We start from the raw sequence: 12,519 nt of genomic DNA on the forward strand, positions 1-12,519 counted from the left end.
CCAGTGAAGTTACTCGTGGGTAGGATTGGGGAAGATTCCTGCGCGGCGGGTGACCGTACGCTGACACCCATCGTCGTCTCTTGGAGGATCCCGTGCTCTGGGTAGCCGTCATCGGGCTCGTGATGACCGTCCTGGCGATCGCCGTGGCCGGCCGCAGGGTGATGTTCCTGTACAAGCTCGCCACCGTGGGCCCACCCGCGCCCGAGCGGACCGAGTACGCCAAGACACACGTGGGCGATGAGGTCAAGGCCCAGCTCGTCGAGGTGTTCGGGCAGAAGAAGCTGCTCAAGTGGACGCCGTCGGGCGTCGCGCACTTCTTCGTCATGTGGGCGTTCTTCATCCTGCTGACCGTCTACATCGAGGCGTACGGCGCGATCATCCAGGGGGCGGTCACCGGCACCCCCGACTTCCACATCCCGCTCATCGGCACCTGGGGCGTGCTCGGCTTCCTCCAGGACTTCATCGCCGTGGCGTGCCTGCTCGGCCTGGTCGCCTTCGCGGTCATCCGGGTCAAGAACTCGCCCAAGTCCCTCGGCCGCGACTCGCGCTTCTCCGGCTCGCACCTGGGCGGCGCCTGGCTCGTCCTGTTCATGATCTTCAACATCATCTGGACGCTCTTCCTGGCCAGGGGCGCGGCGGCGGCCAACGGGAACTTCCCGTACTCCTCGGGCGCGTTCGTCTCGCTGGCCCTGGGCGACGTGCTGCCGTCGAGCCCGGTGCTGGAGGAGATCGCGTTGCTCCTGCACATCGGCTTCATGCTGGTGTTCCTGGTCATCGTGGTGAACTCCAAGCACCTGCACATCTTCACCGCGCCGCTCAACGTGCTCTTCTCGCGCCGTCCCGACGGCCTCGGCGGCGCGTCCGAACTGCGCGTGGACGGCAAGCCGGTCGACTTCGAGGACGAGGACCTCGACCCCGAGCGGCTCGGCCGCGGCAAGATCGCCGACACCACCTGGAAGGGCTTCCTCGACTTCTACTCCTGTACGGAGTGCGGCCGCTGCCAGTCGCAGTGCCCGGCGTGGAACACCGACAAGCCCCTGTCGCCGAAGATGCTCATCCTCGACCAGCGCGACCACGCCTTCGCGGTGGCCCCCTACCTGCTGGCGGCCGCGAACGGCGTCGAGCACAAGGACACCGACGTGCTCGCGTTGCTGGACAAGCCGCTGGTCGGCGAGGAGGGGGTCATCCACCCCGACGTGCTGTGGTCGTGCACCAACTGCGGCGCCTGCGTCGAGCAGTGCCCCGTGGACATCGAGCACATCGACCACATCCTCGACATGCGCCGCTACCAGGTGATGGTGGAGTCGTCGTTCCCGTCCGAGGCGGGGGTGATGGTGAAGAACCTGGAGAACAAGGGCAACCCGTGGGGCATGTCCGAGACGAAGCGGGCCGACTGGATCGAAGAGCTCGACTTCGAGGTCGAGGTCGTCGAGGAGAAGATGCCCGAGGACGCCGAATACCTGTTCTGGGTGGGCTGCGCGGGCGCTCTGGAAGACCGGGCCAAGAAGACCACGAAGGCCGTGGCCGAGCTGCTGCACATCGCGGGCGTGAAGTTCGCGGTGCTCGGCCCGATGGAGGCGTGCACCGGTGACCCCGCGCGCCGGCTGGGCATGGAATACCTGTTCAACATGCTCGCCCAGCAGAACATCGAGACGCTCAACGAGGCCGGCGTCAAGAAGATCGTGGCCACCTGCCCCCACTGCTTCAACACGCTCGCGAACGAGTACCCGCAGCTCGGCGGCACGTACGAGGTCGTGCACCACACGCAGTTGCTGGCGAGGCTGGTGGACGAGGGCCTGCTCACCCCGGTCACGCCGATCGAGGAGAAGATCACCTACCACGACCCGTGCTTCCTCGGCCGCCACAACAAGGTCTACTCCCAGCCCCGCGACATCATGTCGAAGGTGCCCGGCGTACGGACCCAGGAGATGCACCGCCACAAGGACCGCGGCTTCTGCTGCGGCGCGGGGGGCGCGCGCATGTGGATGGAGGAGCGCATCGGCAAGCGCATCAACACCGAGCGCGTGGACGAGGCCCTGACCACGAATCCTGACACGGTCTCCACCGCGTGCCCGTTCTGCATGGTGATGCTCGGCGACGCGATCAACGAGAAGAAGAACACCGGTGCGGCCAAGGAATCGCTCGAAGTCGTGGACGTCGCGCAGCTCCTGATCAAGTCCGTCAAGGGAACTTCCTGACTGTGTGCTGTCGGATTCCTCAACACTCGCTGTGGAGGAATCCGCACGTCAACACAGGTGCCTTACCGAAATCCGGCATCCACATAACGGGAAAATCACGGTAACCTCAACGTCGCATGGCTCTGTTCGACGGGGAGGGGGCTCGCCATGGGCGTCGTCGTCACTGACGCCGAAGTCACCCTGGCCGACGTGCTCTCCCTGCGCCTGGCCATCGGCGAACCACTGGCAGAGGGCACCGAACTCGTTCTCCGGCATCGCACCACGGGGGTGGAACGCGACGTGCTGCTCGGCAGCCCAGGCGCGCGGGCGCGCGAGGCCACGCTGGCGATCTCGCTCGCCCCGCTCGAGCTCGCCACCGGGCGATGGGACGCCTACCTGCGCCGCGACGGCAGACGCGGCAGGCTGCGCAGCGTCGACCCGGGGTTCTCGCTCGACCACCTCGACGCGTACGCGCTGTGCAAGCGCACCCTCGCCTACCGCGCCTACCGCACCCGCAACGGCTACCTGGCGCTGAAGGTCTCCGACGCCGAGCCGGTGGCCGAGGTGCGGGCCATCTGGTTCAGGGAGGGCCGCTTCGAGGTGACGGGCCTGCTGGCCTACACCGGCCTGGAGGACGACGACACCCGTCACGAGGCCGTGCTGACCCTCGACCGCAGGCAGACCGGCGCCCACCTGTCGGCCACGGCCACCGTGCAGGGGGTGCGCTACCACGCGGCCGTGTCGCTCGTCGACGTGCTGGCCGCCGACCCCGAGGGCGCCTCGGGCTCCGGCACGTGGGAGCCCGCGCTGGAGGTCGAGGGGGTGCCCACGGCGCTGCGGCTGGGCGCGCGGCTCGACGACGTCGACGGCAAGCGCCGGCGGCTGCACTACCCGTCGGCCAAGGTCGACGGCGTGCTGGTCAAGCCCTGCTACACCGCCGACGACGAGCTGCGGATCGAGGTCGGCGGATGAAGGTCAGCCTGGTCCTCGCCTCCGCGTACGCCATGCGCGGCGACGTACGCGCCATGCTGAACCTCGCCACCGCGCTCTCCGAGCGGCACGACGTCGAAGTGATCAGCGTCAGGCGGCAGAAGGAGAAACCGTTCTTCCCGGTCGGCCCCAACGTGGTCATGCGCAGCGTGGTCGACGCCCGGCCGGGGGTCAGGCATCTGCTGCCGCGCGGGCAGGTTCGCACCGAGGTGGCGCTGTGGCGGGTGCTGCGCAACCTCAAGTCCGACGTGCTGATCACGACCCGGCCGGGTATCGGGGTCCAGGCGGCCAGGCACGCGCCGCGCGAGACCGTCAAGATCGCCCGTGAGTGGGGCAGGCCGGTCGTGCCGGGGCCGGTCAAACGCTTCTACCCGCGTCTGAGCGCCGTCGTGACGGCCACGGAGTCGGCCCAGGAGGAGTGGGCCAAGCTCCTCGACGGCGGGCCCGTCGTGCACAGCGTCCTCGACGCGCTGCCGGGCGGCCCGTGGCCGCGCTCGCGCATGGACAACCGGATCGTGGCCGCGGGCGGGCGCTGGGTGCCGGTGAAGGCGTACGACCGGCTGATCAGGGCGTTCGCCCTCGTCGCGGACAAGCGGCCCGACTGGCGGCTGCGACTCTACGGCGGCGGCCCCGAGGAGCGGCGGCTGCGCGCCCTGGTGCGCGACCTCGACCTGCACAACCACGTCTACTTCATGGGCACCACGCCCGATCTGGCGGGCGAGTTCGCCAAGGCGTCGATCGTGGCCAACACCTCGCGCAGCGAGGACCTGGGCATGACGGTGCTGGAGGCCATGGGGTGCGGGGTGCCCGTGGTGGCGTTCGAGGGGGCCAGGGGGCCCAGGGAGTTCGTGGCGACGGGCTACAACGGGGTGCTGGTGCCCGAGGCGGACGCCGACCTGCAACTCTTCGCGGCGGCGCTGCTGGCCCTGATCGACGATGAGCGCAGGCGGCGCTCCCTCGCGGCCGGGGCTCGTGACACGGCGGTGCGGCACTCGGCCGACGAGGTGGCCGAGCAGTGGGAGAAGCTCATCGCCGGCCTCCGCTAGGGTTTCGTACCTCTCCCGTCGCACGTCGGCGGGCGCTGGACGCGGCCGGCCATACCTAATACGGGTACCGTAGAAGCATGCATGGGTACAGCGGAGACAAGCAGGCTTATCTCACGCGTCTGCGGCGAATCGAGGGGCAGATCAGAGGGCTGCAGCGCATGGTCGATGACGACGCCTACTGCATCGACGTGCTGACCCAGGTCTCCGCGGCGACCCGGGCGCTGCAGGCGGTGGCGCTGGGGCTGCTGGAGGAGCACATCTCGCACTGCGTGGCCGATGCGATCAACACCGGCGGGCCCGAGGCCGAGGCGAAGGTGAAGGAAGCCTCGGCGGCCATCGCGCGGCTCGTGCGTTCCTAGCGGAACGCCGCCCGCGCTCCTCGCGGGGTCGCCCATGAGGCTCTCATCCGTAAGTCGGATAGCCCGTCCGCGGATTGACTAGTTATGTGAAACCCCGGGAACTAGGTCCCCGGGGCTAGTAATCGTGTTAGTCCTTCAGCGGCTCGCCGAAGTCCGCAATCCGAGCGCGTCGTCGAGTTCGTCCAAGGTCAGCCGCCGCTCGCTGACAGCCACGGCGGTGAGCACCTCGGCGTAGAGCGCAATCTCGTCCAACGCGACACGGTCGTGGACCCGAGAGTCCAGGTCATCGTGCCCCACCGCGTCGTCCTTCCTTCCGCAGCCCACACCCTCTACGAGGTTACGGCTGAGGCCCTTCCGGCGACATGGCCCATCGGAGTCATTCCTTTCGGCGCCTCGGGGGCCCCAGGGGGATCATTTCCCCAATCCGAGATCACAATTCAGCGAATGCACTGTTATCTGAAGTGTTAGAACGATATAGGAGGAGTAAGGATGAAATATCGTTATTAATGGTTTACGTGTGACCTGAGTGATGGTCGTCGCGTTCGTGGACGATCCTGCGTACGAGCGCCGCCTGCCCCGCCAGGCCCCGCTGCGGCACCCTGGCCCCCGACACCCGGCCCCACGCCAGCCCCATGGCGTACGCGGCCCCCAGCACCGCCGCCGCGCTCCCCCTGTCCGGCGGCGCCACTTCGACCACCGGCTCGACCACTGGCGCGGGCGCGACGGAGACGCCGCCCGTACGGACCGCGAAGCCCTCGGGCTGCGTCGACTCGGCGGCAGAGGTGCCGGTGAGCCCGGCGCGGTGCAACTCGTCGTACGCCATCCGCAGCCGGTGGTCCAGCCGCTCCGGCAGCGCCCCCTTGGAGTCGGACAGGTCCGCCAGGAACGTGGCCGCCGCCTCCCTCGGGCCGGGCGTGAAGGACAGCGCGTCCACCAGGTCGTACACGGTGTGGGAGAAATGCGCCCCGGGGTCGTTCTCGACCAGCAGGGCCCGGCACAGGCGCGCGGGGCAGCGCTCCAGCCACGCCCGCCGCACCGCCTCGTCGTCCTCGTACGGGTCGTCGAGCCCCGGCCGGCGCAGCACCGGCTCGACCATCGTGAGCAGAGCCAGCGCCCGCGGCCTGAAGCGGGTGTCGAGGAGCAGGATCTGCGCCGTGTCGGCCATGACGGCCGCCAGCCTGAGCGCCTCCCGCGAGCGCCCCGCCCGTAGGCGTTCGGCCACGAGCGTGACGAGGTCGCGCAGCGGCGGCGCGGGCAGCCAGCGCACCCACTCGTCGCCGGGCAGCGAGCGGCGCAGGTATTCGCCGAAGATCGTGATCAGCCGCTCGTTGCCGTCGAAGGCGGGCGCGTACGCGCACCACATGATCGTCCCCCAGACGGCCGCCACCGTGCTCGGGACGTCGGCGCCGAAGATCTCGTCGAACGCCGTCAGCGGGTAGTCCAGCTCCGACTTGCGCCCGCTCGACCGCACCAGCGACCTGATCTGCTCGGTGAGGACCTCCGGCACGTCGGGACCGATGAACGACTGTGTGGAGCCCGGCTCGGCGTGGAAGTCGTATCCGTCCGGCACGACGGCGTCGGGCAGCGCCGCGGCGGCGTGGCCGACCTCACGGGCTCGCGTGCCCCGGGGCGGCGGGGCGAGGTGCCAGCGGCCGTCGGCCGGGTCGTACAGGTGCCAGCGCGCGTGCGCACCGAAGAGCCACCGGTCGCCATCTGGGGTCACAAGAATTCTGGCGGCCAGGACGTGGGCGCGATCGGGCAGGGAAAGCCCTTGCCAGCGCGGGTCCGCCACCATGGCGCGGACTTGCGCCTCGGTGGCGGTGAACGCGTCCCAGGGTGGCACGGCGGTCATCGTACTGGGGTCATTCGGATCATCCATCGGCATTTCACGGCAGAATGTCCGCTATGAGGGCGAAGGTGGCAGGGTCGTTGGCGGTCGTGAGCGTGCTCTCCGGTTGCGGTACGGCTATGTCGGCGCGGCCGACGCCCTCCGGCCCCGGCGTACTCACGCTACAGAACGCCGTTCCGCCCACGCCCGGTGGGGAGGTGGGCGAGGCCTCCACCGAGTTCGACGACGCGGCCGACCTGACCATGTGGACCAGGCTCAGCCAGACCGAGAAGGACGTCGACAGGATCACCAAGCTCGACGTGAACAAGACCGTGAAGGGCTCGCTCTATCTGGAGCCCAACACCTCGGCCTGGTTCGACGGCTTCCGCGGGCCCTTCGTGTACCAGGAACTGGCCGGCGACATCCTCATGCACGCCAGGGTCAAGGCCGAGGGCAGGCGCGGCGGGAAGCCCAAGCGGAAGTTCTCGCTCGGGGGCCTGATGGCCCGCCAGCCCAACTCGTACGCCAGGCCCAATTGGGTGTCGATCACCACCGGCACCGGCGACAAGAGCGGCCAGGTCGAGGTGAAGTACACCCAGGACGGCAGCTCCAAGCCGCAGGAGCTGGCCGTCGAGAACGGCTGGGTGGAGCTGGCCCTGGCCCGGGTGGGCCGCGTGTTCGTGGCGCTCTACAAGGCGGACGGCGGCGCGTGGAAGGTGGGCCGGCGCTGGCCGTCCACGCTCCCCGACGTGCTCCAGTGGGGCGTGACGGCCTACACCGACTGGGACAGCTACAGCACGCTCAAGCAGGACGCGGCCAAGGGCAACGCCAAGCAGGTCAGGGGCACACCCGACCTTGAGCTGACGGTCGACTTCGTCCGGTTCCTCAGGCCGGAGCTGCCGGAGTACGCCGATCCGCTCAACACCGCGTCGGTCTCGGACGAGGTGCTGATCAAAGCGATGACGCCTGCCGGTGCCTGAGCGCCTTGGCCATGTAGCCGTCCGGCGTGCGGGCGAAGGAGTCGCGGTCGTCGTCGGTGAGCTCGCGTACGATCTTGCCGGGCACGCCCGCGACGAGCACGCCCGCGGGGATCTTCTTGCCGGGGCCGACGAGCGCGCCGGCGGCGACCAGCGTGCCCGCTCCGACGCGGGCGCCGCCCAGCACGATCGCCCCGATGCCGATCAGCGCGCCCGACTCCACGTGGGCGCCGTGGACCATCGCCTTGTGGCCCAGGCTGACGCGGTCTTCCAGGATCGCGGGCTCGCCCGGGTCGGAATGCAGACAGGAAAGATCCTGTACGTTGCACTCCTGGCCGATCTCGATCCGCTCGTCGTCCCCGCGCAGAACGGAGCCGTACCAGATGCTGGACGCCCGGCCCACCCGTACGTTGCCGACCACCACGGCGCCCGGCGCCACGAACGCCTCGGGGTGTATGTCCGGGATTGCCCCGTTGTCCAACGCTGCTATGTACATTCGAGACATCGTAATTCCAGCTCGGGGTATGGCGTTCGGGTTGCGGACGTGGGCAGATGGCAGGAAAGTCGTTTCCTGACGTCCCGTCGCCAGATCCTCACCAACCGCAGTTTTCCCCCGCCTCACGCAAACCAGCCTTAGGTAACCCCCATGATGAACCAGCACGAGAGCATTCCCGACCTGATGCAAGAGGACACCTTCGAAGTCGTGATGCGCGGCTACAACCGCCGCCAGGTCCACGACTACATGATCCGCACCCGTAACCAGATCAGAGATCTGGAGGAGCGGCTGGCGCGGGCCATCGAGCAGGCCGAGCAGGGCCGCGTCGAGCTGGCCGAGGCCCGGCGGCGCATGGTCGAGACGCCCCAGAGCTACGAGGACCTCAGCCCCCGCCTCGCCCAGATCCTCCGCCTCGGCGAGGAGGAGGCCGCGGCCAAGCGCGAGGACGCCGAGGCCGAGGCCGCCAGCGTGCGCGACGCGGCCAAGTCCGAGGCCGACCGCCTGATGTCATCCTCCCGAGAGACCTCCGACAAGATCCTCACCTCCGCCCAGGCCGAGGCCGAGCGGCGGGTGAGCGAGGCCACGCAGGCCGCCGAGGGCATGCTGGCCCAGGCGGGCAGCGACGCCGAGGAGCAGCTCACCGCCGCCCGCACCGAGGCCGACGACACGCTGAAGGAGGCGCGGGCCGAGGCCGAGCGGCTGCTCGGCGTGGCCCGTACGGAGTCGGAGCAGCTCGTGCAGTCGGCCGCGGCCCAGGCCGAGCAGGTCGTGACGGCGGCACGCAACGAGTCCGACTCGATGCTCGCCGCCGCCAACCAGCGCACCGCGGCCCTCGACGAGCAGGCGGGGCGCAGGGTGGAATACCTGACCAACACCCACACCGAGGTGGTGCGGCGGTTGACGGAGATCGGCTCGGTGCTCGGCGACCTCATGCGCAGCGAGTCGAACGCGGGTCCGCTGCTGCCTGAGGAGGCCGCCACGGTCCCGGCGCCCCAGGACCCACAGGACGACGTACGGATCATCGTCGAGGAGGAGGGGCCGCAGCAGGAGCCCACACCGCCCGGCGTCGCTCCCGCGGGCACCTCCGACGACACCGACGTGCACATCGTCCGGCTGTCGGAGGCGCACAAGTAGGCAGCACGCTGTCCGCGGCGTACGGGCAGGCAGCGTACGGGCAGGCAGCGTGAGCGGAGCAGGTCGCCGTCAGGCGAGGCGGGCCGTCAGGTACGCCTCGCCCCTGGGCGAGAGGCGGTAGCCGGTGTCGAGGCTGATCGTCAGGCCGAGCGCCTTGAGCCTGCGGACGTTCGCCTTGAACCGGATCGTCTCCTGCCCCACCTCCGGCGCCAGGTCCCCGGCGCGTACCCCCGGCCGGCGCGCGATCAGCTCCAGCGCGGGCACGGCCCAGGGCCCCATCCGGTCCAGCCGCCGGGTGAGGGCGGCCACGTCGCCGGGCGTCAGGTCGGCGGTGGCCGCCAGCGCGTCACGCGGATCCGGCCCGTCGAGCAGCCGCAGCTCCACGCGGTGGATCGGGTCGGAGCCCCGCGCGTCGAGGTCGGCCAGGAGGGCGGCGCGGTCGGCGTAGCCCGCCGCCCTGGCCTGCTCCTCGGTCACGTCGTCCGCCGAGGTCACCTCGACCGAGAGCACCTCGGCCATCGGGCCGCCGCCCATCCGGTAGTGCCCGCCCGTCGTGACCTGGGCGCGCTTCCAGCGTCTGAAGGCGAGGGTGATGGACCCGTCGGCGATGCCCTCGCGCAGCCGTCGCTCGAACAACATGCCCACGACTGTACGCAGCTGTTGTACGCATCCGTACGCATCGCTGAGCGGAAGCCCCCGCCCCCGATAGGGTCGGAGGCTTCCGCGTTCGTGGCCCCTCCCAAGTTGGTGGCCCGGTGCCGGGGCCGCCGAGACGCTGGACCCGGCACCGGGCTGCTCGTGTCGGCGGGTGGCGGAACGCTCCACCACCCGCCTCATTCAAGGTGCTGGGCCGGTCTGCCACGGGTGCTGCTCGTCGGCCCGTCTTTCCTGGTCCCGGAGCTGGTCGCGCAGGCCGTCCGGGTCGTCCGCGTCGATGGTCATCGCACATCCGGCCGCGCGCTGCGCCGCGCTGAGCGGATGGTGTCTCGTGGCCCACCAGCGGCCCGCGTCGCTCCGCCAGATGGTCCAGTGGGGGTACTCCCGGGCTATCTCGGCAAGATGCCGGTCGAAGGGCATCTGCGTCCACCTTTCCAGGACCCCTGCGAGGTTCCATCTCCTTAGACGATGCGGCACCTCTCTAGAGAAATCAATGATCGTGACGGACAGGTCAACCTATCGCTTGACAGATCGCCTTGAATCACGCGTCGAAGTCGTACTGGAGTACATACGCCGCCGAGTCCAGCACCATCTCGTTGACCTCGACCGGCAGCCCGCCCGACGTGTACGCGATCCGCGCGATCACGATCACCGGGGTTCCCCCCGGCAGGTCGAGCAGCCCGCTCTCGCGCGGCCCCGGCATGCGGGCGCGTACCTCCTCGGTGAAGTGGGCGGGAGGCAGGCCCAGGTCGCCGAGCCTGGCGTAGACGCCGCCGGGCCCGGTGTCGGCGAGCGTGATCGCGCTGCCCTCCACCAGGTGGGCGGGGAAGTAGGAGGTGGCCAGTTGCACGGGTCTGGAGTCCACCGAGTAGCGGCGGCGGCGCACCCACACCTCGCCGCTCTCGAGTACGGCCGCCACCTCCTCCGCGGCTCGCTCCAACGCCACCTCCACCCGGTCCACGGTGAAGGGCCGGCCCCGGGTGTCGGCGTCCCAGATGGCCCTGCCCTGACCCCACTGCTCTCGTGACAGGCGGCGTGAGCCGTGCCTGCGTATCGGTTTGAACAGCCGCACGTAAACCCCCGAACCTCGTTTGGGCACCGCCAGCCCTTCGTTGATCAGTACGGCAAGCGCCTGCCTGGCGGTGGCTCGTGCGATTGCGTATTCGGCCATAAGCGCGTTCTCGCCCGGTAGTCGGTCCCCGTCGCGCAGTTCGCCGGACAGAATCCGGGCGCGGAGGCCGTCGGCGATGCGGCGATAGATAGGGGGTTCGTGGGGTACCGGGGATTCAGACAACTTTGATCACCCTCTGTCACCAACCAGGTTGTGGCGTCTCCAGAGAACTTGCCCCGTCTTGTCCACGATCGCACAGAAGGATGGGATGGTCGCGGGCTGATTTTGAGAGGATCGTGCCCGAGTGGTGAATTCGGCGATGTTTTAGCGGTCCGTTATCGCGGAACGGCCTCGACCGGTATCCGTCCGGCCCACCAGCGGCGAGTAACCAAAGCGAAGATCACGGCACCTGCCGTGTTGAGGAGGACGTCGTCCACGGAGGAGAAACGGCCCAGACGGAGTACGTACTGGAGCACCTCGACCACGACCGAAAATGCCGCCGCGACGGCCGCAACCCGGGCCGTCGAGGACATCGCCCGACTGCGTACGGGCAGCAGCGCCCCCAGCGCCGCGAACACCAGGAGATTGCCCCCGACCTGCACCAACACCGCCTCCGGCGGCGCGTTGAGCAGGTCGAGGAGGTCGGCGAACGGCACCGGCCCGACCCCGCCGGCGCCGTCCGAGGGCGTGAGGATCATCCACAGCCAGGGGGCGGTCCCCACCACGATGCCGATGTCGCCGATCGAGGTGCGCAGGGGCGCCGGGTGCCCGGCGCGAGCGCGGTGGCGCGAGAGGAGCAAGATTGCCGGCAAGCACAGGAGGAGTGCAAAGCTGCCAGCAATAATGACGTTTCCCCATAATTCCCACGTCCGCGACATCTGCTCATGATGGCGATTGACCCCGGGGTACTGGAAGATGTCTGTCCGGACAGGTCTTATCGGGTCGGCAGATGCTCCTCCAGGAAGGCCAGCGCCACCTCCCATGTACGCTCCGCAGCCTCCGGCTGGTGGAACATCGGCGCCTCGCTGTTGTGGAAGGCGTGCCCGGCCTTCTCCTCGACGTGCATGACCACGTTCGCCCTGCCCTCGGCGGCCCGCTCGACCACGGCCACCCGATCGCGCGTGATGAAGGGGTCGCTGCCGCCGAAGACCAGCAGGAGCGGCGCGTCGATGCGGTCCATCAGCCCGGTCGCGTCGGGCACTGCCGAGCCGTAGAAGGACAGCACCGCCTCCAGCTCGATCTGCGTGGCCAGCATGTAGCCGACCGAGCCGCCCAGGCAGAAGCCGAGCGTCCCCACGCCGCCGCTCACCTCCGGCAGCGAGCGCAGGTGGTCCACCGTCAGCGCGCAGTCGGCCACGCCCTGCGCCAGGTCGAAGCCCTGCGCCAACTCGATCGAGGCGGTCGTGCCCTCGGGCGTGTGCTCGCCCTTCCAGTGCGGCTGCAGGCGCCAGAACAGGTCGGGCGCGGCCACCACGTAACCACGGGAGGCCAGGTCGAGGGCCACCTTCTCGATGTAGGGGCCCACGCCGTAGATCTCCTGGACCAGGAGGACGCCAGGCCCGCTCCCCGCGTCGGGGAGCCACACCTGTACGTCGAAGGAGCCGCCATGGGCAGTGATTCGGTCTGTTCGGGTCTGCATGTCCACCAGCATCGCGCATGGCGCGCGCCGCGTTCCGGCGAGACGATGCGATCGGGGGTTCCGTGTCCCAAAACACTGTGTTGTCCCCGAGCGGCGTTGTCTCCA

13 protein-coding genes are annotated in these 12,519 nt (G+C 69.4%); 6 read left to right on the forward strand and 7 right to left on the reverse strand.

From position 1 onward, the window contains the following. The first annotated feature begins 92 nt into the window (after window positions 1–92). The 4 genes from ABD844_RS37035 to ABD844_RS37050 all read left to right on the forward strand — a co-directional run bounded on the left by ABD844_RS37035 (window position 93) and on the right by ABD844_RS37050 (window position 4,572). Window positions 93–2,198 carry a (Fe-S)-binding protein gene (locus ABD844_RS37035; RefSeq protein ID WP_344888660.1) on the forward strand — a complete coding sequence of 702 codons (2,106 nt, stop codon included), beginning with the start codon at window positions 93–95 and terminating at the stop codon, window positions 2,196–2,198. Window positions 2,199–2,345: 147 nt separating this feature from the next. Beyond that, the gene (locus ABD844_RS37040) at window positions 2,346–3,149 is read left to right on the forward strand and encodes a hypothetical protein (RefSeq protein WP_344888663.1); all 804 of its coding nucleotides are present in this window, start codon (window positions 2,346–2,348) and stop codon (window positions 3,147–3,149) included. Beyond that, a complete protein-coding gene (locus ABD844_RS37045) occupies window positions 3,146–4,213 on the forward strand; it encodes a glycosyltransferase (protein WP_344888666.1) in 1,068 nt (355 codons plus the stop codon). The genes ABD844_RS37040 and ABD844_RS37045 overlap by 4 nt, the downstream gene beginning before the upstream one ends. Before the next feature lie 77 nt (window positions 4,214–4,290). Further along, window positions 4,291–4,572, forward strand: a complete 282-nt coding sequence (locus ABD844_RS37050) for a metal-sensitive transcriptional regulator (RefSeq protein ID WP_080044376.1) — start codon at window positions 4,291–4,293, stop codon at window positions 4,570–4,572. Between the two features lie 511 nt (window positions 4,573–5,083). On the opposite strand, the gene ABD844_RS37055 is transcribed toward ABD844_RS37050, so the two are convergent. Next, on the reverse strand, window positions 5,084–6,424 hold the full coding sequence (locus ABD844_RS37055) for a hypothetical protein (protein WP_344888668.1): 1,341 nt from the start codon (window positions 6,422–6,424) through the stop codon (window positions 5,084–5,086). A 53-nt stretch (window positions 6,425–6,477) separates the two neighbouring features. Between ABD844_RS37055 and ABD844_RS37060 the strand changes: the two genes are divergently transcribed. After that, entirely contained in the window at window positions 6,478–7,380 is a 903-nt protein-coding gene (locus tag ABD844_RS37060; protein WP_344888671.1) for a DUF1349 domain-containing protein, read from the forward strand. Here the strand turns inward: ABD844_RS37060 and ABD844_RS37065 are convergent. Then, on the reverse strand, window positions 7,352–7,873 hold the full coding sequence (locus tag ABD844_RS37065) for a gamma carbonic anhydrase family protein (RefSeq protein WP_425568720.1): 522 nt from the start codon (window positions 7,871–7,873) through the stop codon (window positions 7,352–7,354). The two genes, ABD844_RS37060 and ABD844_RS37065, sit on opposite strands and share 29 nt — an antisense overlap. Window positions 7,874–8,023: 150 nt before the next feature. On the opposite strand from ABD844_RS37065, the gene ABD844_RS37070 reads away from it, so the two are divergent. Continuing rightward, the gene (locus ABD844_RS37070) at window positions 8,024–9,007 is read left to right on the forward strand and encodes a hypothetical protein (protein WP_344888677.1); all 984 of its coding nucleotides are present in this window, start codon (window positions 8,024–8,026) and stop codon (window positions 9,005–9,007) included. A 69-nt stretch (window positions 9,008–9,076) separates the two neighbouring features. Here ABD844_RS37070 and ABD844_RS37075 read toward each other — a convergent pair whose 3' ends face one another. The 5 genes from ABD844_RS37075 to ABD844_RS37095 all read right to left on the reverse strand — a co-directional run bounded on the left by ABD844_RS37075 (window position 9,077) and on the right by ABD844_RS37095 (window position 12,414). Further along, complete coding sequence (locus ABD844_RS37075; RefSeq protein ID WP_344888679.1) at window positions 9,077–9,646, reverse strand: ASCH domain-containing protein; 570 nt, start codon at window positions 9,644–9,646, stop codon at window positions 9,077–9,079. Window positions 9,647–9,844: 198 nt separating this feature from the next. Continuing rightward, a complete protein-coding gene (locus ABD844_RS37080) occupies window positions 9,845–10,084 on the reverse strand; it encodes a hypothetical protein (protein ID WP_344888682.1) in 240 nt (79 codons plus the stop codon). Window positions 10,085–10,205: 121 nt separating this feature from the next. Next, window positions 10,206–10,958 carry a GntR family transcriptional regulator gene (locus ABD844_RS37085; protein WP_344888685.1) on the reverse strand — a complete coding sequence of 251 codons (753 nt, stop codon included), beginning with the start codon at window positions 10,956–10,958 and terminating at the stop codon, window positions 10,206–10,208. Window positions 10,959–11,110: 152 nt separating this feature from the next. After that, window positions 11,111–11,587 carry a VanZ family protein gene (locus tag ABD844_RS37090; protein ID WP_344888687.1) on the reverse strand — a complete coding sequence of 159 codons (477 nt, stop codon included), beginning with the start codon at window positions 11,585–11,587 and terminating at the stop codon, window positions 11,111–11,113. 122 nt (window positions 11,588–11,709) lie between these two features. Further along, window positions 11,710–12,414 carry a dienelactone hydrolase family protein gene (locus ABD844_RS37095; RefSeq protein WP_344888690.1) on the reverse strand — a complete coding sequence of 235 codons (705 nt, stop codon included), beginning with the start codon at window positions 12,412–12,414 and terminating at the stop codon, window positions 11,710–11,712. Window positions 12,415–12,519: the final 105 nt, after the last annotated feature.

The organism is Nonomuraea antimicrobica (assembly GCF_039536965.1).
Classification (GTDB): Bacteria; Actinomycetota; Actinomycetes; order Streptosporangiales; family Streptosporangiaceae; genus Nonomuraea; species Nonomuraea antimicrobica.